The organism is Agarivorans sp. B2Z047 (genome assembly GCF_023373605.1).
Taxonomy (GTDB): domain Bacteria; phylum Pseudomonadota; class Gammaproteobacteria; order Enterobacterales; family Celerinatantimonadaceae; genus Agarivorans; species Agarivorans albus.
In genome coordinates, this window is sequence record NZ_CP088080.1 from 990653 (window position 1) to 1013553 (window position 22901).

The 22901-nt window shown below is 42.4% G+C and carries 18 protein-coding genes and 1 pseudogene; 9 read left to right on the forward strand and 10 right to left on the reverse strand.

All coding sequences use genetic code 11. The features are described 5' to 3' along the window. The first annotated feature begins 67 nt into the window (after positions 1-67). The gene (locus tag LQZ07_RS04615; protein WP_227981123.1) at positions 68-478 is read left to right on the forward strand and encodes a hypothetical protein; all 411 of its coding nucleotides are present in this window, start codon (positions 68-70) and stop codon (positions 476-478) included. 36 nt (positions 479-514) lie between these two features. After that, positions 515-841: a transposase gene (locus LQZ07_RS04620; protein ID WP_227981122.1), complete on the forward strand. Its 327-nt coding sequence runs from the start codon at positions 515-517 to the stop codon at positions 839-841. Between the two features lie 959 nt (positions 842-1800). Here the strand turns inward: LQZ07_RS04620 and LQZ07_RS04625 are convergent. Both LQZ07_RS04625 and LQZ07_RS04630 read right to left on the reverse strand, forming a co-directional pair. Continuing rightward, positions 1801-2124 (reverse strand): hypothetical protein, encoded by a 324-nt coding sequence (locus LQZ07_RS04625; RefSeq protein ID WP_152780712.1) that lies wholly within the window; start codon positions 2122-2124, stop codon positions 1801-1803. A gap of 165 nt (positions 2125-2289) precedes the next feature. Further along, positions 2290-2556 (reverse strand): helix-turn-helix domain-containing protein, encoded by a 267-nt coding sequence (locus tag LQZ07_RS04630; RefSeq protein WP_249483532.1) that lies wholly within the window; start codon positions 2554-2556, stop codon positions 2290-2292. A gap of 260 nt (positions 2557-2816) precedes the next feature. On the opposite strand from LQZ07_RS04630, the gene LQZ07_RS04635 reads away from it, so the two are divergent. Next, positions 2817-3353 (forward strand): hypothetical protein, encoded by a 537-nt coding sequence (locus tag LQZ07_RS04635; RefSeq protein WP_152780708.1) that lies wholly within the window; start codon positions 2817-2819, stop codon positions 3351-3353. After that, positions 3353-4738: a DEAD/DEAH box helicase gene (locus tag LQZ07_RS04640; RefSeq protein ID WP_152780811.1), complete on the forward strand. Its 1386-nt coding sequence runs from the start codon at positions 3353-3355 to the stop codon at positions 4736-4738. The genes LQZ07_RS04635 and LQZ07_RS04640 overlap by 1 nt, the downstream gene beginning before the upstream one ends. A gap of 302 nt (positions 4739-5040) precedes the next feature. Here the strand turns inward: LQZ07_RS04640 and LQZ07_RS04645 are convergent, their stop codons facing one another. The 6 genes from LQZ07_RS04645 to LQZ07_RS04670 form a co-directional block, all read right to left on the reverse strand. Next, positions 5041-6369 (reverse strand): hypothetical protein, encoded by a 1329-nt coding sequence (locus LQZ07_RS04645; protein ID WP_152780706.1) that lies wholly within the window; start codon positions 6367-6369, stop codon positions 5041-5043. Next, complete coding sequence (locus tag LQZ07_RS04650) at positions 6369-8477, reverse strand: AAA family ATPase (protein WP_194164075.1); 2109 nt, start codon at positions 8475-8477, stop codon at positions 6369-6371. Before LQZ07_RS04650 ends, LQZ07_RS04645 begins: the two co-directional genes overlap by 1 nt. A gap of 134 nt (positions 8478-8611) precedes the next feature. Beyond that, positions 8612-9055 carry a hypothetical protein gene (locus tag LQZ07_RS04655; protein ID WP_152780702.1) on the reverse strand — a complete coding sequence of 148 codons (444 nt, stop codon included), beginning with the start codon at positions 9053-9055 and terminating at the stop codon, positions 8612-8614. After that, on the reverse strand, positions 9052-9759 hold the full coding sequence (locus LQZ07_RS04660; RefSeq protein ID WP_152780700.1) for a hypothetical protein: 708 nt from the start codon (positions 9757-9759) through the stop codon (positions 9052-9054). Before LQZ07_RS04660 ends, LQZ07_RS04655 begins: the two co-directional genes overlap by 4 nt. Further along, on the reverse strand, positions 9760-12081 hold the full coding sequence (locus LQZ07_RS04665) for a hypothetical protein (RefSeq protein ID WP_152780698.1): 2322 nt from the start codon (positions 12079-12081) through the stop codon (positions 9760-9762). It lies immediately after the preceding gene. Next, complete coding sequence (locus LQZ07_RS04670) at positions 12078-16778, reverse strand: hypothetical protein (protein ID WP_152780696.1); 4701 nt, start codon at positions 16776-16778, stop codon at positions 12078-12080. The genes LQZ07_RS04665 and LQZ07_RS04670 overlap by 4 nt, the downstream gene beginning before the upstream one ends. Before the next feature lie 112 nt (positions 16779-16890). Between LQZ07_RS04670 and LQZ07_RS04675 the strand changes: the two are divergent. Continuing rightward, positions 16891-17430, forward strand: a pseudogene (locus tag LQZ07_RS04675) (PhoH family protein); the annotation flags it as partial. Positions 17431-17440: 10 nt separating this feature from the next. Further along, the gene (locus tag LQZ07_RS04680) at positions 17441-17719 is read left to right on the forward strand and encodes a PilZ domain-containing protein (protein WP_152780694.1); all 279 of its coding nucleotides are present in this window, start codon (positions 17441-17443) and stop codon (positions 17717-17719) included. Here the strand turns inward: LQZ07_RS04680 and LQZ07_RS04685 are convergent. Further along, on the reverse strand, positions 17703-18665 hold the full coding sequence (locus LQZ07_RS04685) for a hypothetical protein (protein WP_152780692.1): 963 nt from the start codon (positions 18663-18665) through the stop codon (positions 17703-17705). The genes LQZ07_RS04680 and LQZ07_RS04685 overlap by 17 nt on opposite strands. Before the next feature lie 22 nt (positions 18666-18687). Next, entirely contained in the window at positions 18688-20262 is a 1575-nt protein-coding gene (gene leuA / locus LQZ07_RS04690) for a 2-isopropylmalate synthase (protein WP_152780690.1), read from the reverse strand. Between the two features lie 177 nt (positions 20263-20439). Between leuA and LQZ07_RS04695 the strand changes: the two genes are divergently transcribed. The 3 genes from LQZ07_RS04695 (at position 20440) to LQZ07_RS04705 (ending at position 22892) form a co-directional block, all read left to right on the forward strand. Beyond that, positions 20440-21096: an NAD(P)H-binding protein gene (locus tag LQZ07_RS04695; protein ID WP_152780688.1), complete on the forward strand. Its 657-nt coding sequence runs from the start codon at positions 20440-20442 to the stop codon at positions 21094-21096. Positions 21097-21284: 188 nt separating this feature from the next. Continuing rightward, a complete protein-coding gene (locus tag LQZ07_RS24545; protein WP_016400705.1) occupies positions 21285-21773 on the forward strand; it encodes a phosphatase PAP2 family protein in 489 nt (162 codons plus the stop codon). 12 nt (positions 21774-21785) lie between these two features. Further along, a complete protein-coding gene (locus LQZ07_RS04705) occupies positions 21786-22892 on the forward strand; it encodes an MJ1255/VC2487 family glycosyltransferase (RefSeq protein WP_152780686.1) in 1107 nt (368 codons plus the stop codon). The last annotated feature ends 9 nt before the right edge of the window (positions 22893-22901 follow it).

Sequence of the window (22901 nt, forward strand, 5' to 3'; positions counted from 1 at the left end):
TCAATAAAGCTTTCACACGCCAAAAGACTAAAGAGTTTATTGCGACAACAAAACCACCTATCGTTCTATGGAAGGATGTTGTGGCTGCCATTATTGGGGGCAGCTTGCTGAATCATTTGGACACGATGTTCGTATTATTAACCCCAAAAAAGTTAAAGGATATCTAGAAGGGCACAAAACTGATCATAACGATGCGTTAGCTATCGCAAATTCTGCAATTCAAATAGGTATCAAATACAGTCGCCGATTTCTTTCTCGTAGCGTGGTGTCGCTGGGACAGCATATTCGTGGAACTATACTCGGTTATGGTATTGCAAACCCAAGAGGTGAAAAAGGTTTGAAGGCATCGGTACAAGCTGTGCTTGATGGTGATACTCAAATTCCTGAAAATGTAATTGCGGTGCTATCGTTGTTGTGGGAACAATATAAGCAACTTAAATCTCAGCTCATATCCTTTGAAAAAGAAAAAATGCACTGACTCGACAAATCGAACCCTGTCAAAGGCTCATGGAGATTGAAGGGGGAAACCACAGCAGCAGTGCTATACACAACACTTGGCGATGGAAAACCGTTCAAAAATGGAAGGCAGGCTTCAGCATTTGTTGGTGTGACACCAAAACAACACAGCTCTGGCGGCAAAGTCTTCATGATAGTTATCGACAAATGTGGTGGCGTAAAAGAATTACGCTCATTGCTTTATCTTGGAGCAATGTCGTATGTCGGTCGTTTGCCTGAAGAGCCAAGGACACAGAAGGATGCGTGGTTAATAAAAATCATAAAACGGATAGGGTTCAAAAAGGCCTGTATCGCGTTAGCCAACAAAGTTGTGCGTACTGCCTAGGCAATGCTTCGATATGAAACAAATTACAAACCAATATTGTTGATCTCTTAATACAAAGAACTTTGCAAAATGATGATGCATAAAAGGTAAGACCAACCTACTGAAAACCTGACCATTCTGTAATGCTGTAAAAAGCTGAAAACTCGTTGAGGACGGTAGGTGCGCAAACATCTAAGGCTAGAGGGTGGCTCTCTCAAAAGAAGCCGCATATACGTACGCATCTTAACTTTGATTTGATAATCACTTTGCAAATACGTGGATTCCATATACGTAATGGGGCAAAGGTATGTTAAGTCGTCCCATCAGCAAGCCTTTGGACACAAATGCGTTACAACAGCTTAACTAGTTCATCCTTAAGTGAAGTGTTATAGATATGTTTCACCTTAAGCAGCCTTTCTACCGGGCTCTCAATATCTTCTATCCAGCCCTCAGAGTCAGCCTCTATGTTATTAATCTTCGGAGATTTAAAGAGCAATGAAACACCCTACTTACCGATGTTCAGTTTTATGTTTTGGTTCTGGAGTCGATTGATTACAGCTTCGATTTGTTGCTTTTTGGCAGTAAGCCTTTTATTTTGAATCGTTAAACCAGCATTGCCATTAGCGCGTTGATGCACCAAGTAAACCGATGGTTCTGAGAACGGATAGAAGTAAAACCAACTGTGTCCTATAGCACGACCTTGTAACTTTTCTTTGATTAATGAGTCTGGATATTTGACTCTGCATGTAGCGAGTGTATTTGTAAGCAAACTGTGTTGAGGCCTCATTTACCTCCCTTTGTGTACCTCTACGTTGGTGCTCAATAGCTGAACCTATAACTTTGGATTTATAATCGGCCCGTGTATTTTTTTATTCGATAAAGAACTGTTGAACCGCTTCATATGACAATGTTGTTTGGTAGTTCTGCTGTGCGCAGTTTAGGAAGCTCTGAGGTGCGAATAAGCAAGTTGCAAATGCATCCTAAATGCCGTTTTTAGTACCCTCCTTACTTCGTTCAATATATCGCTCACCCTGCCTATATTGAGCACTGGCGTTTATTTTATTTTCAATAAGCAAGGCGACTATCTTTCCGTTTTCATCACTAAATATAACAATGACGTCAGATTCACCATTATGAGTGGATACAGGGTGCCAAGCTCCGATAAAACTGACAGACTTTTGCTGCGGGATAAGACTTTCAAAAATAAACTGTTGAAATGATGGTTCTATATGCAACTCTTCAATGAGGAGTAAATCAATGTCACGCTCTTTGATGGAATCAAAGTAAGTGTCTTGCTCTAACATTGTTTTTACCTCTTGTTAGTCAGTGATCTTCCCCAGAGATGGCCTATCCTGATGGGATTATGCGGTGTCGAGATAATAGTTTCTGTACTTTCAGTAAGTTTCGGGGCGTATGTATGGTAGGTTTCTTGCGGAGCAAAGTGGCAGATTGAGTCCAAACTAATCTACTTAAGTTGAACCCAAATCTTTTTTTAAACTGTCTATTAATACGTCTTTTTCTGCATCACTCAGCGTTTCAAGCAAACACACTAGTTGAGCACTTTTCTCTGACTCACAAAAGAAGTAGGCCACCGGTACACCTAGCTCATCAGCCATTCGTTTTAAGGTTGTGTAATCGGGAGTATGCTTCCCTTTCTCGTAGTGATTCATCCGAGCACTAGCTGTTCCTGGCTCCATGCCAAGCTTAACGCCAAGCGCCTTTTGACTGATACCCATAGCGGTTCTAGCCTGCTTAAGCCTAAGTGGTAGCGTAGTTGTAATTTTATCGGCCAAGGTGTTGTCATTGATGATCCTAAGATAACTAAGATTGTCTTAGTTTTTGAATACAAGGTATGCTAAGGAATCCTTAGTCTTTTGCTTCTAATTGTCAAGAATTAGGCGTTTTAAAACAAAGGAACGCTGCAATACCCTCTGTTGGTCACTGCGTGTTTAGTGAGTCTTTCAAGAAATAATAATTTGGTTGGTGTGAGTTATTCATGGTTCGTATAGATAGTGTGTTGTACAAAACGTTAATAGATGAAAAGTTTCAGCAGTTTACAGTTAGCCAGCTAAAAACGGCTTACCAAGAGGTATACAGAGAAGAAACGAACAAAAATGCGAGCCAAATGGTCCACCGAACTTTACGCCGTTTGATAGCCAATGAGTTGCTGACTAAACAGCATGATAATGGCAAACATGTTTATCTTAAGACCTCAAAATTCAGCCCCAAACTATTAAGCCCTAGCAAGCCGAAGCAAGAAGCTAAATCAGCCGTTCAGCCACTTATAGAAAGTGAGCTGAATCAAAAAGCTTCGGCTCAACTGGATGCTTTACAGTCAACCTTGAATCAATATCAAGTCAACTTACTAAGTAGCATTGGTGAGGCTGAGGAGTTTAAGCGGTTATGTGATTCACTACCGCAAGCTAGAGCAAAGTTATATCCTCGCTATATGACGGCACGTAATCACAGCTCTACGTTAACAGGAAAAATAAAAGCACTGGAAGCAGGAATAGCTGAGCTGAAGTCACTGTGATGCAACTACGCCAATGGCAATCGAAATGCATTAAGCACGCTCTAAAGCTCTACACCCAACAAAATCACTTTATGTGCTTAGCCACGCCTGGAGCAGGTAAAACCGTTATGGCAGCAGAGCTGGCTCGCCATTTACTGGACGCTGGAAAAATTGATTTTGTACTGTGCTTTTCACCATCAACTGAAGTGAATGAAGGCATTAGAGCTACTTTTTCAAAACGCTTAAACAAACGATTTGACGGTTTAATCGGTTCCGTAGGCAACGCTTACACCTACCAATCTATGTCATCGCTTAATAGTGGTTTTTGGCAGTTGCTTAACACTCATAGAGTTATGGTAATAATGGATGAAGTGCATCATTTAAAAGGCCATGAATATGCGAATGCAAATGCTTGGGGAGAAGAAGTTTTAGTTAACATTCAAGACAAGGCTGCCTTCACTCTAGCATTATCTGGGACACCATGGCGCTCAGACAAAGCGCCCATTGTGTTGTCTCGCTTTACAGAGCCGGATAATACTCTTCACTGTGATTTCATCTATGGATTGGAGCAAGCTATCGCTGACGGCGTTTGCCGTACGCCAAATATCGCCTTAATCGACAACGACAACATTCATCTTAATGAAGGGGATGAGCGTAGTGTTTTTAATTCGTTTTCTTCCTTATTGAACGGTTCCTCATTAAGCTACTCAGCCTTGCTTCATCACCCGCAGGTGATGCTTTATGTCCTCAAACTGGGAGTTGAAAAGCTCTCGAAAATTAGAGAGCTTAATCAAAAAGCAGGGGGGCTTATAGTTGCTTCGTCGATTGCTCATGCGAAACAGTTACTCAGTTATTTAGTTGATGACCTGGCGCAATCTGCATGCCTTGTTACCTCACACATGAAAAAACCCTCAAAAACAATCGAACAATTCAGGCATAACAATACTCAATGGATTGTCAGTGTAGGAATGATTGCTGAGGGCACCGATATTCCTAGGTTACAAGTATGTTGCCACCTCAGCCGTATAAAAACAGAAATGCACTACCGGCAGGTTCTTGGCCGAATACTGCGTGTTGATGCTTCACCAAACCAAGCGGCATGGTTATTCACCCTCGCAGAGCCGAGCCTGAGTGACTTTGCACAGCGTATTAACGTAGATTTACCAGAGACCACTGTGGTATTGGAACATCAGAACACCGAAACGATTGATATTTCCTTACCAGCTAACAAATATCAAATCGAAAGCTCATTCAACGACAATGCTACTAATGCAGTCAGCCTAGAGCTTAGCCAATCAAAAATGAGAGAACCAGTAACTAAAACGAGAGATATGGAAGAAGAAAACAACTACAACCTAGCTTTACTTGGTGGCTTTAAGGAACGAATAGTACAGCTGTTTGGATGAACATATGGCTACTTGTCACTCTCCCAGAAGTAATGAACAATTGGAAATGGTAGCGTTCAAAAACCAATATAACCTGACAAGTTTCCAAATCACTTTGGGGACAAAAGTACTTTAAAGTTGCACCCGCAATTTGATTCTTATATAGGGCTTTGAAATTGACCTGTTAATATGAATTAGCTGAGAATAACCTAGCTCAAATCTAAACTGACTGGCACCGATTTAAAATTGGGTAATTGTCAGATCAGTTAAGAGCTAGTACAAGTTAGCGTGTTAACACATAACATTGAGACATGTTTATAATATTATTTGCTATTTGAATCTTGCCTTTGATTTTTCTGGCTTTGCAATTGAAGCGAGGCTTTTTGCTCTTCTTCCAGCCGCTCTAACAAGAGGTGTTTTTCCAGTTCTAATCGCTCCACGATTGACTCTAGTTCCTCTATTCTGTCATTTTGACGACTAAGACGAGTTTTGTGACTTTCTCTGGTTCTGTTTCTAACGTAACTTTTAAGAGAAGCTTTGCTTCTGTGTGTCATGTCCAATGACACCTGAAGAGCCACTGCATTTTCTTCCTGCGAAAACCCCAACTCTCTGTTTATATCCGTTTGCAGCGCTACTCGTTTATTCGCGTAACGGTGGCGCAGCCCATAAATACTTTTTCCTTTTGGCCAGCCGAGTTTATTTGTCACAGAGCTAAAGGTTTTAGTAATTTGTTCGGGACTTAGTGGTCGGCCATTCTTGGGGTTTAAGAACAAGTGCCCTTTAGGGTTTGAAACTCCAGTTTGTTCCACAAAAGGTAATAGATCATAACTAATGAATGCGGCTATGTTCATTGCGAGTGTTTGCGGGAATTTGAGAGGCATAGAATTACCTCCCTTCTGCCTTAAGGGAGTAACATATAGGTGGTTCGAATCTGTATCGTATAGCTCTTTGGTTAAGGTGTTATAAGTAAATTGCCCTTGAACTAATCCACTTAACATGATTGGTCTGGCGCCGCTGCCATCAACAATCCGGGTCATCAAAAGAAGGCTTGCCCGTTCATAGCCCGTGTAATTGTTACGAATGAGATCTAGTAACTGCTCTAGTTCGTCGTCAGTGATGGCCCGATCGACGTTGTTATTGGGGGGGCTGACATAGAGCATGGGGTAAAGCTGTTTTTGATTCGGAGCTTCCTTTCTCGATATTGCTTCATTTCTTTTTAGGAGTGCTGAGGTAATTTGGTATTCTGTGTTACCTTGTAAAGATATACCGAGTAAATTAGAGTGTAGTCCTTTGAGCTGCGCCCAAAGGTAAAACTCGTAAATAGGACACAAATAGTCGTGATTTATATTGTTTTTGGTTACGCTCTCTAGTCCTCTCCACCTTGGGTTAGATTTAGATTTTGTCAATTGCCAGTCGCGATATCCGAGCAGCCCTCTGTCCGTCATTTCATGCCATTCTCTCCCTTCGCTAGCAAGGTGCTCAAAAAGGCTGCGCATAGCTTGGCGGTAGGTGGATATTGTACTCTGAGATTTTTCGTTGTTGATTAGTTCATTGACAAAATCAGTCGGCGGCCATAGAACCTGCCCATCTTTGCTTTGGAACAAGTAGTAAGTTTTGCTTGATATCTGTATGGAGGTTTCAAGTACTTCCATTACTCATAGCCCTCTGCTCCAAAAGGCACACCATTGAAGCGTCCAACGTCACCAAAGCCTCTCCCGAGAATCTCTGAAAGATCAGTTTTATGCCCTACTAGTACTAGGTGCTGGTCGGCCAAAGTTGATAGTGTATACAGAGCCCGTTTAGACAAAAGGTTCCTGCTATTTAGGATGATAATGAGATTATTGTATTTTGAGGTTTGAGCAAATCTAGGACTCAGGCTATAAGCAAGCCTCAAGTAAAGGCATTCTTCTTTAGTCAGTGTCTTTGTTACGCTTTTCTCAAACTTCACCTCCAAACTTCCTAAATGCTTCTGACTATTGACTTCACTGCAGTCTTCTTGGGCGATTACGCCCCTTGCCGCAAATGTTATACCCAACCGAGAGTTGCTTTGGGTAAATATTACTGGGTCACCAGCCAAGAGTGAATGCTCTTGGCTTCGTGAATATTTCAGTTGTTTTTTATTAGATATAACACTCTGTATTTCTCTGTTAATTCTATCCTGAGCGCTTTTTGATTCCACTATAATGGTGGCACTTTCCCCCTTGCGATAGAATTCATACCAGGCAGAGAGAGCGGATTGTTCACTCTGCTCCGAGAGGGCCACAGGCTCTATTGAAATGAGGCTAACGGGGGAAAGAGGTTCTGATTGATACTTTTTCACAAGACTACTCAATGCAGTCTGAGCATTTGGTTGTAAGAGCGCATCACTAAATAATGAAAGGGGGGGAGGGCGAAGCGACTCCAGTTTGAAAGTCTTGTTACCATGGCTGTTACAATATAGTTGATGAAAAATTAGCCCCGGACCTGGTGGAGGTAGTTTTCTTGAATCTCCAAAAAAGCACAGTTTGACATTCTTTGGGAGTTCTTTTAGTAGTCGAAACAACATCCAAATATCCAGTAGCGAAGCATCGTCAATTAGTAGGGTCGTTTGCTCCTGCTTTTTATCGTTGTTGGGTGGGAAATAGGAAGCCCCTTTATCTTTTGGGCTGCCGTGTTCTACTAAGATACCCAGATTGTTTTTGTTTCCTTCTAATGGAGGTAACACAAGCGCTCTGAATCCTTGAGCTGTTAGCTGATACGCGATGGCTCTTAATATGGTCGTCTTTCCGCTTTTTGAAGGACCGTCTATAATCGGTAATTCTGACTCAATCGAATACTCTACTGCTTGCCTTTGCTTCGCTGTTAGTGCGACTCCCTCTACTGATTCAAATGCACTCAAAAGATTCTCATCGAACTTAATTGTTATCTCGGCTTTGCTCGTAGCTTGTTGCATTAACTTGGAGGACAAGCTCGTCTCAATCGCATTTAGCCCTTTGGATTGTATAAAGCCCGAATAGCTAGAAACCTCCAATGATAGGTTAGATTCATCCTCCAGAGCGCTTAGGGTATCAGAATTGATTCCTATTTCTCTAAGGCTTTTCTCGACATAAGTCATGGGCAGAGCTGTGTTGCCTGAACGCTCATAAGTCATATGAAGAATGTACTCTATTGCTGAACATACCCTGCGGTTATCACTTTGCCTTATTGAGTATGCTTTGCGAATCACTTTGTCTAACTGTTTCCATTGTTCTGGAGATGGCTCTGGTGTATGCATAAAACAAAGTAGCCAATATGGATTCTTCTCTAAGTGTTCAATTGCTCGGTTACCCCAGAAAGTGGTCAGGCAAGTTGCTGAAACAGCTGTAAGTTGTTTTTTTATTAAGTATGCTCGCAGTTCTTCTTCTTGCAGAAGTTTATTCCATCCTTTTAATAGTGACTTTGCCAAAGATATCGGCATTGCCAGCCCTGCTTTATTGCTGAGGTCAATGTGATTGGAGGTGCTTAGTGCGTCTACGAGAGAGTTAGAAAAGTATGTATTTAGCTTCTGTCCCCAAAAGCTGTCCAAACCGGCAAAATAAGGACTATGAGTGATGTGTTCGCAAACCATATCTTGAGGCGCTCCTGCTGCTACGGGCAAGCGTCGAGCTTCGTTAGCGACAAACTGTATGCCGTGTTCGGGATGTTCTTCAAAACAACCATCAACTCGCCAAATGTCGTAGAGGCTAGGTTGTGCAATGTCAGCTTCGCCAGGGAATTGGACTCTATGTTTTTCAGCACCCACTTTTAACCTAACGATAAGGTCGCCTGAGAGGCCTCCAGCAGGAGAACGCTCAAGAATTGCGATTACAATTCCTGTGAGCCTAGAAGTTATGCTGCTACTCTTAAGAACCCTGATACTCATCGATGTTTTGGCTCTCACTCATCTGAATAGTTCGGAGGAAGACGAGGAATGTAGCGTCCGGTAAGCGTCAACCATTCAAGGGCTGCTGCATCTTGTTCTAGCATCTCTAGCTTAGCCTTAGTTAGCAAAAGCTCTTGTTTCATCTGCTGGTTTTCCACAATCAACTCCTGTATTTGTTGTCGATTTTTCTCCTCGCTTGAGCGTTCTACATAATGATCAATAGGGGCGGACTCTTTACCGAATGATTCTTTTATTTCATTCCAGATTATCTGGAGCTCTGGGTTAGAGCTCCATGTAGAACGGGTTATGCCTAGCTGTCTTCCTATAGCCGTTTGGTTGGGTTGACCTTGGAAAGTCGGAATAATAGGGTTACTTGCTAACCATTGTCTCAGCTCTCGAGCCTTTTGTTTTCCTGTGTCTCTTGAGCTTGTTCTTATCAAACGGTTTCGTCTTTTCATTGGTTTCCGCCTGTGAAATCAATTATGTTACTTTCCAGCTGCTCTAGCTCAATGCTGATGCCTTCCCTCTCACTCAAGTCTAATAATGTTTGCCTTAACTGATTATTAGTTGACTCGAGGGCTAGTAGCTTCTCTTGATAGTTAACTGCGACCGTGTTTCTCCATTCTATTTCAACAGCGTGCTGTTTCTTTAAGCCTTTTATAGTTAGGTCATATGTTAGACAGCGCTCTGTGAGCAGCTGGTTCTCGAGCCTGATAGAAATGAGTTCATGCGCAATGGCTTTATGATTGTTCTCTGCTTGGTTTAACGCACGTTTTAAATTTTTGATCTCTGTAGATTTTCTATTCTGGGTTTGAAGCAGAGCTTTATTCTTTAATCGTTCAAAGATGCTCTCTAGTGTGCAATTGCCCTCAATACGCTCGCGAAGATATGTTGGTGACGCCTTATAGGTTTCAGTACTAGTGATTTTGTGTGGAATTGCAAATTTTTCGACTACTTCGAAACTATTTTTGTGGCCATTCCATCTTCTTAGCGCTGACACGCTTTTGGGGAAGTACTCAAGCTTAAACTCCCCCACGGCATTTGACTCGATGCGTAGTCCGTCGCGGGTCCGTAAATAGGGAATTTCAGTGTTAACCCATGTCTCGAGTATTTTAAGTTTTTGCTCTACTCTCTCGATGCCTTCTTTTCTCTGTTTATCCATTTATGTCTTTTCCTTCAGGTCATCGAAAAGTTGCGCGTTTCTTTTCATTGTTCTTTCATGTTGACTTATAACTCTCGCTAAACTGGTTGCTGATTCTTCTGCTCGAACTCGCTCCAAGAGGCCGAGCTCTTTAGTATCTTTTGCCATATTTTGCAGTTCATTCAGGTCATCTTGCATAATATCTAGGTGTACTCTCTTCACTTGTTGGTAAGGGCACCCTTTACATACTTGGGGCTCACAAGGTAGTCGGTGAGTTTTTGGTAGTGTTGGGTCTCGATGGCAGTTACCCGTAGCTTTGGGGTTATGTCGATGCCCTCGCGCACTAAGAATACTCGCCATGATTTTGCTTTGTTGTTTTTTAGAGAGGTTAAAAAAGCTATCTCCATAGGTATCTTCACTTGCCTTTCTTAGCTTCACACTTTGAGATAGCACTTTGTAAACGCGCTTTAAATAGGCTGGATACCTGCCAGCCATAGAGCTAGAGCCCAACATTAGACTTAAAATATCTTCAGCTGTTTTTTCTGAGCCTACTTCTCTAATGGTGTCTTCTAACGACTTGTTCTCTTCGCTAAGAACCTTTATTGATTCTACTTTTTCGCTGTTAACTCTCTTGAGCTTATGGTGGAGCTGCTCATGCTGTTCCCGTGCTGTTGGATCTGTTACGTACACCTCTGTGACGGTTGGATCGACGTGACCCAATTGATGACACAAGGCCAAGAGCTCGGCATTTTCGTATTGATAGTGGTAGATCACAGCATAAATACGCCTGAATATATGGCTCCCTTTCGCGTGAATGGCATCATAACCCAGAGAAAAGGCTAAAAACTGGTCGCTTGTAATCCGACTAACTTTTCCTTTCGCATATTCATACTTGTATGCGTTTATGTTGAAGTCATTATCTAGTGAGAAGCGAGGCACGTGGAATAGTCCTGAATGTTCTTTGGTATCCCAAGCGTTCTTGAGTTTGAACAATACTCTTAAAGCTTCAGTGCTTCCATTATTGAGAGTATACCAGTAGCGGCTCGCGTGTTTTTCGTTATAAAAGCACGCTTGATACCAATTGTTATGCTCGTCTACGCAGCGAAAGTGCTCCTCTTTTGCTATGCCTATATACGGATCTTGAATTTCTGACTTTCTGCGAGCATTGTATGTCTGAAGAATGATGTAGCAGGCTGTCATTAAAGCCGTGACGCACTCAACGATAGTCCATTTATCATTGCTCTGTTTTCCTCGAAGGTTAACATTGGTGCGGGATATATTAATGCTTAATAGCTGCTCTAATTCTTTTAACTCATTGGACGATTTTAAAACTGAGTTAAAGCGATTACCTTGAATCGTCGATCTATGTAGGTTGATGTCAACAGCAGCTCGTAGCGCTACTACTATCTCTATTATTAAAGGAGCCGCTTTGTATAACCACAAGTGTGCATTGCCAAGAATCTTAGTGATATGCTCTACATGAAGATTAGGAGTCCTACCCGGAGCTTTCCCCAGTTTACGTGATAGTTGATAGGGGCCTTTGAAGGGATAGAACGTCAGCTTGTTTTTATTGTTGAGTAATGCCAGCTCGTTCCACTCGCAGAAGAGTGTATTTAGAGATTTAGAGGATGGTTGTGCTGGAATGTCCCTGCCACTTTCTGCAAAGCGTTGTGTTACAGCCCCTCCCTTTTTCTTTAGCAGATAGGCCACCTTGGTATAAAACGCTTTTGGTACTACTCCGTGCAAACTTGTAGTACCGATTTGTTTTGATATTAAACTGGTGTTTAAAGACGCTCCATCGTAGGTGATCCCCTCAAGTAGCAGCTTGCTGTGCTTTATTGACATTAAATACGCTTCAAGCCTTTCTGGTAAAGAAAGCATACTTGGTATTCCGCCTTTCTTTAGTGCGTGGCACAGTTTCGTTACATCCTTCTCAGAAACACTCTCGAGCGAATAATGACCATTTAATAATGCCCATTCAATAAACCGCAGAGAATTATTGAACGTGCTTGCTACTGTATTTTTGAATGATGGTGTTTGTTTGATACGTTGTACGAATGAGTCGACCTTACTTATTACTGTTTGAGCGTAATGTGGGTAAAGCAGTAGGGGAACCGGATGAGTAAAATCTCCCGTGCCAGGAAGCCAATAAGTGGATAAGTCAATCTGAAAACTATCGCGATTAGGGACGTTTTCCATAGCGTTACTGATGATTAGCCGAGTCCCAACGATTTCTAGCTTTTCATCATGTACGTACAATTGACTTGCTGAGTCTTGAATACGGTCTGATTGAGTGTCGAAAAAATCGCGAATTCCCGCGGAGGTCAAGTATGGCTGATTCATAGCTGTCCCTCTGATTCTGAGTGTAATAATTGTTCGGCTTCAAAATAAAGCTCCGGTGTTGACGCCTTCACATAGCTTAACAATCCAAACACGAACCTCATTTCCGGGGCGATGTATTCTTCAAAATAATCTTTGGTGTACCGAGCAATTAGAGTATCGACCCTTTCCACATACCACCGCTGTTTTCTCAGTGTAATTGCTAACTCTTTTGGACCGATAAATATTTTATTATGAGGGCAGCCGTCACCAGCGTGACATCTTCTTCCACTACATAGCTTCTGAGCAGCGCTCACTTTATCAACAGAGGACCAAATGTCGTTACAGCTGGAGCCATCAGGTAGTAGAAACCACTGTGGAGTAGGCTCTTTAGAGTCTGGTTCTGAGAGCAAAAGAACGTCAATGTTCTCCTCGCTTAAGCCATAGGGACCTAGGGACGTTTCATCTGCGTACCTAAACTGTACTGACGCTTCAAGGCGACGCTGAAATTCGGCGTTGTTAGCATCAAAGAATGCTCTTGCTAGTGGGTGATCGGCATACCCTGCTGTGGTAAGTAACTGAGAGTGATTTCTCTCGTCTTGGCTCTTTCTGATATCTCCATCTATGCCTAGCCGGAGTTTGATCATGTGCTTTGATAACTGTTCAATTGTAAATTGAGGTAAGTGATGTTTTTCGATGAAGCCTTTGCGGTCTATTTGGGAAAGAAACGTCAGACCTTTTGAAAAAGGGGTTTCCCAAATGCTCTTTGTTGTAAACCCTAGCTTCTTCATATTGTTTGTATGGTGAATAAGTAATTCAATAACTTGTCGGACCTCATGGTTGATTACAGTGACTTCAACAGGTTTTGTACTTTTCCCAACTTTACTTTTGTAACCTTGAATGAAGAAACTAGTCGACGGAAGTGACTTCGGAAGTGACTTCGGAAGATCTTTAACTTGTAATGTTGCGATAGCATCTTTGTTCCATGATGTATGAATACTTATGCGCAAGAAGCAGCAAAGCAAGACTTTCCTTGGCAGTATGAATGGACTCCATAGAAACGAAGACATCCCAGAGCCCGTCCCCCCAAACCAGTGTTTAAATTCTTCAGGAATGAGTTGCGCCTTCCCTGCACAATAAACATGTTGTTTAGCAGGGGTTAGCACTCGTAATTGTAAATAAGCCGCAAGTAACTGGTCTGAGCCATACGTGTTGATTAACGTTTTCATTTCGTTAGTACGGGAGCGGCTATCTATGGCTCTCTCTTTAACAATGTTCCAAAGGGACGTTGATATGCCATAACGAAAGAGTTTCGTTCCTTCAATTTGTTCAACAAATGGTTCAAAACAGTTAACAAGCTCTTGATAAAGTCCTATCTCTAGATCGCAAGCTCTACATATGGCATCGGTCGGTGCTTGATAGTATTCATTCAGTTTTTCTTTCAGTTGTGAAACCGTGGCATGTTTAGTGATGATAGGGTGCGGTATAGGAGAACCATCGGAGTCAATGGGCTCGATAAGCTCACTATAGGCTCGTTCTTCTCGAACAGAGAAGCGCGTTTGGAATCTGCATTCGCTAATTTTAATGCCTGTTGAAATCAGCCCGCCAAAGTCACTTAGGAATCGGCGAATTAGCTCACTTGTTTTACCCTTATAGTTACTTTGTTGGTTGTCAATGATGTCTTCCATTCTTTTGAGTCCTAGAACGATCTGCCGAATTGTCAGTTCTGATGAAGGGCTGTTAAACAGAGTTATTAATGGCAAGTTTCTTTGACCTTTATCTATATTGACGACTTTTGAGAAGACGCAACCGACAATTCGGTTGATAGATGTCATGAAATTGCTTATTTCGGTGCTAAAGAATGGAGAAATCTCTGACGACTTTGCTGCATTGGTGATAGATGTCATTAGCAGCCCTTGGGAGCTCAGATAACCGCTTAATGAGGTGATGTTTCTTTCTATTGTACTTCGTCTTAATCTGCCATTAACTTTTGTCTTAGCTTGAAAGGTAGCTATTACTTTAGAGTGTAATTTTGAATGTGCGAAACGACTTTTAAATCCAGAATCAGATAACAGCCTCCCGTCTGAAGTACGCTCATCGTTTATAGTGAGTAGCTTCCAAAGAGTATTGAAGTGTTTCTCGTGATCAAGGTTACTATTTAACTCAAGTAGATTCTCGATTGTTCTTAAGCAAAGCAGGAGCTTATTTCTTGGACAAGTGGTCAGTGATTCTCCTAAAAAGGACATCATGCCTATTCTGGGAGCTTCGTTCAGGTTAATAACAATGTGTTCAATCGTTGCTAGCAATATCTGAAGCTCTGATATTTCAAAAGGTTCACTTCGAGATCTACGACTGGCAGTCTTTAGTGCTTCCGTGAGTACGCCTCCTTCTCGGAATAAAGGAGGGCATAAGTATGTATTTACCTCTAAATATGGTTGGGGGGTATCTAAATTTTGATAGAACAATGGTATAGGCTTTGGGCATATTGTATTTCCTTCGCGATCAAAACGAGTTCTAAAACCCGAAACTTTGAGTAGTTTTGAAGTAAACTGGGTTCCGCCCCAATTTCCCAAGAACCCTCTAAATTGCGTACTAGGCAGACTAGGCTTTTTGGGGCCTTTTTCCTCTAGCAATGACTCTAGCTCAATGAAGCCGCTAAGCACGCTATTAGCTGTAAGCGCTGATACGGATGAATTGAGTAAGTGCTTTAATGAGCTGGCTTTGTTTTTAGATATATATTCGAGGGTTTTCCTAATCCCTATAGCCTCGGAATACTGTATCCGGGTTGATCCTGATGATTTTAGGCAATGGTATAGCAGGCTATTACGAAGCATTAAACCAGGTAGACGAAACCCATCAAATACAACGAGTTGTTCGTCTTTGTTTTTAATTTTGACTTTTTGAAATGTAATCAATTCTGAGGGAGGGCAACTCTTATCCGAAACTTTTTTCATTGTTTGGGAGGTTGATAAATTAGTGACGCAATTCGGTTTTACATTGTCCGCAATGACATCAATATATCGATTTATAAAAAGCTGCAGCGAATTGCTCAGTGAGTGGCCCGAAGGTATTCCTATCATCGCATATTCTATTTCGCGATACGCGAGATATAGTTGATTGAAATGTAGTTTTGATGGTTGCATGGAGAGCGCTTTGTACACATTATGAATGTCCTTCTTTAGCAATAGTTGTCTCAGAGCTTTGCTTATGGAGACTCTAGTTTGGTAGCTATCTTTAGCTTTGCTTCCTGAAGCGAGCACATCCCAGTTGGAGCGAATAAAACAGAGATTAAGAATTCCCCCAGAGTGATTAAGTTGGCTCAATTCTTCATTCTCTGGATGTACTATGGGGATGGCCTTTGCCCGGTGACTTTTATTTGCGGAACACGTGGCTTTAGCCAATGATGCTCTATCATTAAGTCTTTTTTTTCTAATTGTGTTTTCATAGACTTGTTGAATCTGTTTACCTGACTCTGAGTACTCTACAAGCACCTTGAAAAAGGCCGAGCGCATAGGTTTATCCCCAGCGAGAATATCAACAGCATACTCAACGTTAGTGTTGATTACTTGTTCATCATCTTTTTCTTTCGCTCCGAATATGTAAGGACAGTTGGATGCGGCTTTACCCGTAGAGTTCAGTTTGTTTACAGCTTTACGGAATAAGTCGAAGCGTTTTAAGGTTATGGGGCGCTTCATTGAACTCTTGGATAAGTTTTCGACAGTTTCTGATAGGCGAGAGTTAGCGCTACAATGGTTATCAATATACATACAACGTGACTTCTTCTGAGAAAACGCCACCAGCACACTCTCAACACTGGTTATACCGCTATTTTCCGTTTCATTAGCAACATGCTTTGAGAATCGGCTGATAAATTCATGCTCGTTAACCGTAAACCCATTACTAATCGCCCCTCCAATGGACAGAAGGCTTCTAAATGCACGACTTTTTTGTTGAGGACATTTTGAATTAGAGCTCTTAAGAATATCTTCCATTTCCTTTAGGCCACTTCTTAACACTATTGGCGAAATAGAGCTCGGTTCAGTTGTTAGTAGCTTTCTAAGACTCTCTAGTTTCTTAGTTCTGGCGATAGTTTCTAATGTTGATTTCCAAGACAAGACATCATAGTCGGTTTGTGTTCGTTTTTGAGCCTTATTTAAACTCTCATCTAGTAACCCTCCTTCAAGCATTAACGGCGAGTAGCGATCTGGGTCGAAAACAACATACGCTTTTCTATAATTGCTGCCTTTCACCCTTACAGTTCTTATATTTTGCGCCGAATTGGCTACATAGGATGTGCTTTTTTCACTATGAGGCCACATAGAGGTATATCCGCATATCCCTATGGGGGGGCCCTCAGACATTCTAAACTCAGTTTCAGCTGCAAATGTGCGGAATGCAGAACTAGCTTCACGCCATTTCTTAATAGGCGAAGACGCTAGTAAGTATTCCAATTCTCTGTAGGCAAGAATAACTTTTTGAACAGATACCTGTTTCTGCGGTTTTAATAGCAAACTGACGAGTTTTGGGTTTCTGAGGTTTTCACAAAGGGTATTAAGCGCTTTGATTAAGCTGAATGCTGAGGACGTTTTGAGTTTCCTCTGTTCTAGTGTCAGGAGCAAAGAGGCTAGTAAACTATCGCTAGCGTAGCTTATTTTTGTAAGCTCTTCTTCGCTAGCTACTATTTGGTATAGATTATCGTCACTTTTTTTGCAGCTGAACATAAGGGGTGCCTTTTGTATGCCTTGAAAGCATAGATTTTTTATATTATAGATTGAATATCCAACAAGTTATGATTTGTCGGTCGGTCTTGCTAATATAAATATGGCACACCCGAAAACGTTGTTAGCGATGGCTGCTGCGCTTGAAATGGTGGTGGAAAAAGGTATCTATGACAAAATTATTGTTACCCGAAACACCCCTGAAATTGCTGAATCTATTGGGTTTTTACCGGGTACTGAAGAGGAGAAAATGGCTCCGTGGTTGGCCGCAATTACTGATACTCTAGAGGTATTGCATAAACACGATGAATCTATGTCCGGCTCTATGAATTACATTATGGAGAAGGCTAACATTCAGTTTAAATCGGTAAACTTTATGCGTGGACGCAGTATTCAGAACGCATTTGTGTTTTTAGATGAATGTCAAAATTTAACAGCTTCCCAGCTTAAAACTATTATTACCCGCTGCGGCGAAGGAACCAAATTGGTATGCTGTGGTAACTTAGCGCAAATCGACAGCAACTATTTGTCGGCCGTTACCTCGGGATTAACCTACATTGTAGAGCGTTTTAAAGATTTTGATGGTAGTGCAAATGTGTATTTAAATGGGGTGGTAAGGAGCCGTTTAGCCTCGTTTGCAGAAGAAAAACTATAGAAGGTAGAACATGATTGGAGAAGCAAACAAGCGTGCATTTCACCGTATGCTAATTAACGCAGAGTTGCGAATTGTGGTTGGTCAACAGCGTTATGCTGGTTTATGTAAAGACCTAAGTGCAACCGGAATGGGCATTAGTGTTAAAGACGTAAAGCTCGCTATTGGCGACGAAGTTGAAGTGGCTTTGAGTGGTGAAGGTGTTGCGCCTTTTAGCGCCAAAGGTAAAGTAGTTCGTTGCGCCGGAGATGGTGATATTGACTACGCGGTAGAGTTTACTTCTCTCTCTTGAATTCTGGTGGAACCCAGTCCATTTGTTGATAGGTATACAAACCTGAATGAATGTACTGGGCACTTTCTTTTGCCACCTTTCCTAGCTCGAACAAGGCCGGCCCGGTTGGTTCTAGCAATACATACTGCTTCCCTTCTATTCTCACAGTTTCATCACCAGCTTGCGGTGCCATGTCTAATGCAAGTAGAGCATGATTAGGCACATAGATAATGGCAACATCTAAGCGTGGATAGAGGGTCTTCAATGCGCTGGCTAGCAAGGTTGTTTTGCTGTCACAGTCGCCCACATTATTTCTAATTACCTGAATAGGCGTGAGAAAACCTGCTCCGCGCAAACGATCCTTTGAACGCAGTTCGCTATAAGGAATGGACTGAACAAAACTTAGTAGGTAATTGCTGACTTCCCGTTGCTTGGCTTGGTCTTCGAGTTGATTCAAACTGTTATTAAGCCAGCTAAACAAATACTCTGCACTTTCTTGGGCAAGCCTATTATGGTCGGGCATTATTCCCATCGCGCCATCGGCAGTTTGTTTTTCTACAAAATAGTGCTTAGTTAAGTAGTCTTGATAATGCTGCTGCACTTCTTTACCGAGTTTTTCTGATAGCTCTTGAATAAACTCTTGGTCATTTCCTTGCAGTTGATAACTCAGCTGACCGTGTTGGGTATTAAAGCTCACTTTAGCTTGTTTCGGATCTATTTTACGCAGACTTGGCTTGAGCTTGCTTAACACATATTGCTGAGCTTGCTCGGGACGATATTGGGTAAATTTGGTGAGTTTATGTGGATAGTTTAATAGGCTAAAACTAAGCGTTTGAGTATTGTTTTGGTAGTCCTTCCAAAGGTAGTTGTAGTGTCCGGCATTCCTTTCAAAGCGAAGCTGTTCTGCTTGAGCGGATAACGAAAGGCAACCGGAGATCATGATAAAGCACAGTAATAATCTTTTCATGACGACTCCGGTTGTTTACATGCTAGCCCAATTTAGACTGCTTTTGTTTTGCCACTTGCTCGGCGCGATGAATATGATTAAGTACGTGAACAAAAGCTTTGGCGGATGCTTCAACAATGTCAGTAGCTAAACCCATACCATGGTATTTTCGCCCTTGGTAATTGGCTACGATATCCGCTTTACCTAAGGCGTCTTTAATATCGGTTTTCTCGGCGGTTGCCGTACCGCCGCCAGCAGCCTCGATGGTGTAATCATCTATCTTAATGTCGTAGCCCGTGATTTTACGTAAACAGCGGTAAGCCGCATCGATAGGACCATTACCTGTAGACGCTTCTAGTATGGTTTCTTCACCAGCTATCAGCTTAACTGTGGCTGTGGAGACAACGTCCGAGCCACTTTGCGCGCTTAAATACTCTAAACGGTAGTGTTCTGATTCATCTTGTAGATTATTGAAGAAGACTAATGCTTCAAGATCGTAGTCGAATACTTGTCCTTTACGATCAGCCAGTTCTAGAAAGCTGTCGTACAACTCATCTAGCTTGTAGTCTTCTTCGCTGTAACCTAGTTCTTGCATGCGATGTTTAATTACGTGGCGACCAGAGCGAGAGGTAAGGTTTAAGCTATTTTTATTTAAGCCTATGCTCTCTGGCGTCATAATCTCGTAAGTATTTTCGTTCTTCAGCATGCCATCTTGGTGAATACCTGAAGAATGAGAAAAGGCGTTACTGCCCACAATGGCTTTGTTGGCTTGCACCGGCATATTGCACAAGTGGCTTACCAATTGGCTGGCGCGGTAAATTTCTTGAGATTTGATGTTAGTACCTAGACCGCCTAACTGATCTTTACGGGTATTGATGATCATGGCTACTTCTTCTAGCGAACAATTACCCGCACGCTCGCCAATACCGTTTAAGGTACATTCAATTTGGCGTGCGCCCTGTTGTACCGCTGAAATAGAGTTTGCTACCGATAAACCTAGGTCATCGTGACAGTGAACTGATATTACCGCTTGGTCGATATTAGGCACTCGGTTAAATAAGGTAGAAATAATACCGCCAAATTCGCTAGGTACGGTATAACCCACGGTATCAGGAATGTTTACCGTAGTTGCGCCAGCTTTAATGGCCGCTTCAACCATGCGGCATAGGTTATCGATAGGAGTTCGTCCTGCGTCTTCACAAGAAAACTCAACATCATTGGTGTAGTTACGCGCGTGTTTTACTGCGTTTACTGCCATCTCTAGCACATCATCAAAACTGCGTTTTAGTTTGCTTTCAACGTGTACAGTTGAGGTTGAGATAAAGGTATGAATACGAAAAGCATCGGCCACTTTCAAGGCTTCGGCTGCTACATCAATATCTTTGGGTAAGGCGCGCGATAGTGCACAAACCGTTGAGTCTTTGATTTCACGCGCAATGGTTTGCACTGAATCAAAATCACCAGGTGACGAAATAGGAAAACCTACTTCCATAATGTCTACACCTAAGCGCTCTAAGGCAAAGGCAATTTGCAGCTTTTCTTTTACTGTTAAGCTGGCAGCCAGCGCTTGCTCACCGTCTCGTAGGGTGGTATCAAAAATTTTGACTAGGTCAGACATTCATTAATCCTTGTCTATTGTTATTTGTGTTTGCTTCACTGCACAAGTTTACGATTAGGCTTATTATTGTTTTAGGCCTTTCTGTGCACAAGTTTTCGGCTAGTTTAACAAGCTCTCGGCAAACTGGCTAACAGCAAATGTAGTGGCATGAATTTAGCGTGAATCAGGAGAGATAAATTGACTAAAACTGCAATTGTAATTGGCGCTACAGGCCTAGTTGGAAGTGCCTTACTAGAGCAACTATTAGCGGATGAAAGTTGGGATAAAGTGCGGGTATTTGGCCGCAAAAGCACGGGTGTGAATGCGGATAAACTGGAAGAGCATGTTGTAGATTTTGCCAAGATAGACAGTTGGCAGCAGCTTATTCAAGGCCACAGCCTGTTTATTTGCATTGGCACTACGCTTAGCCAAGCCGGCAGCAAAGCCGCAATGCGAGCCATTGATTTAGAACTTCCTTTAGCTTTTGCCACAGCGGCAAAGCGCAATCATGTTGAAGACTGTTTGCTTATCTCGTCTTTGTTCGCAAACGCCAAGTCTCCTTCTCATTACTTGCGCATAAAAGGAGAGTTAGAGAATCAGTTAGCTTGCCTTGGTTTTAAACACTTAATGCTGTTTCGCCCTGGGCCATTGCTAGGCGAGCGCACACAGGCGCGTTTTTCCGAGCAAGTAGTGGCAGCACTGCAACCGGTATTCTCCGCTAATTTGTCACCTTTGCGGCGCTGGCGTGGTATCGAAGCAGTTCAATTAGCCACAACCATGCTTAGCTACGCGAACAAGCCGCCAGCTGAAGCGAGGCTGGTTATTCAAGGAGAGGCGCTTTTTACCCCACGCTGAGTCAATCAACCTCGCGCTCTAGCTCTATTATTGGGCTCCGTTCTATTTTAATTCTGCAGTAAAAGCACCGAGCTCTACTTGTGTAATTTGTCACCAAGTGGGGCTTTGTCATGGATTTGTAAAATTAGTTTCATTTCTCGGTAAAGCATTTTATCCAGTCTGTGGGAAAGCACGAGAAGGAGCTTGGTATGTTACAACGATTGAGCCAGTGGGATTATGCAATCTCCGCAACCTGTTTGGGGCACCGCTTTAATGCACAGGTGGCCCGCTTAGCCAGAGTAGTATCGCATTCCGGTGATGGTTACTACTATGCCTTGTTTGGTGGCATTATTGCCTTCACTTCATATGCCGGCGCCTTTTGGAGTCTCGCCTTACCTGCATTTGTTATTGAACTAATGTGCTATCTGCTGCTTAAGCAAATTTTCCGACGAGACCGACCACAAGCTTTGCCGGTATTTATTCGCCCTTCCGATCGGTTTAGCTTTCCCTCCGGCCATAGTGCTGGGGCTTTTGTTATGGCTGGCAGCGTAGCTCAGATATTTCCGTCTTGGGCGGGTGTCGCTTTTACCTGGGCGAGTTTGGTTGCCTGCTCTCGAGTATTGCTTGGGGTGCACTTTATTAGCGACGTTATCGCAGGTGCCAGTTTAGGTTTGTTAATTGTTTACGGTATTAATTAGGTAAGCCAAATAATGCGAATTCTTTATGGTGTACAAGGAACAGGAAACGGCCACATTACGCGAGCTCGTTTGCTATGTAGCGCTTTAAAAAAGCAAGGCATCGAGGTAGATGTATTGATGTCTGGGCGGGTTGGCAAAGCGCCTAAAGTGGCAGAATTTGGTGAATACAAAAGCCTTAAGGGAATTAGTTTTCATCATCAGGGCGGTAAAGTAGATAAATGGGCTACCTTCAAGGATCTTTCTTTAAAGCAATTTCGTAAAGACCTTGCCGAACTCGATTTGTCTGGTTACGACCTACTGATTAATGACTTTGAACCGGTGAGTGCTTGGGCGGCCAAAAAGCAAGGTTTAACCAGTATATCTATCTCTCACCAAGCAGCGTTTTTACATGACATTCCCACTAAAGAAATGGGCTTATGGAATCGATTATTAGTACGTAATTTTGCGCCATGTGAATATAACCTCGGTGTTCACTGGTGCGACTTTAAGCAAACTATTGCGCCGCCCTTAGTGGAAAAGCTGGATGAACTAACAAACAATGGCAAAATTCTGGTGTATTTGCCATTTGAGTCTCTAGAGCAAATCCGCCCCTTGTTAACCCGTTTTACTGGCCATCAATTTGTCTGTTTTCACCCAGAAATTAAGCAAGTTGGAAAAGAAGAGAACTTAGAGTTACAACCCATTCATCGGGAAAACTTTCTTGAGCATTTGCGCAGCTGTGCCGGGGTGTTTTGTAACGCTGGTTTTGAACTACCCTCAGAAGCCATGGCGGCAGGTAAAAAATTGTTGGTTAAGCCATTATTTGGCCAGTTTGAACAAGTTACCAATGCCTATACTTTGCAAAGCTTGGGCCTGGCACATATAGCCGAAAGCCTAGAGCCTTACATACTAGATTCATGGCTTCAGCTAGATCAAAGTGAGCCGGTGTATTATCCCGATGTGGCCAACATCCTGGCAGAGCACATTAGAAACAATACCTGGCAAAATTTAGATGCTATGGCACGTGAAATGTGGCAGCAAGTAAGTTATCCGGCGGCTAGCCAATTATTGATGGCCAATATCATGAGCGACAGCACGGTAACTGCAGAATCCTTGACTAAAATAAAAGTGTCTGGGTAAACGATTTGG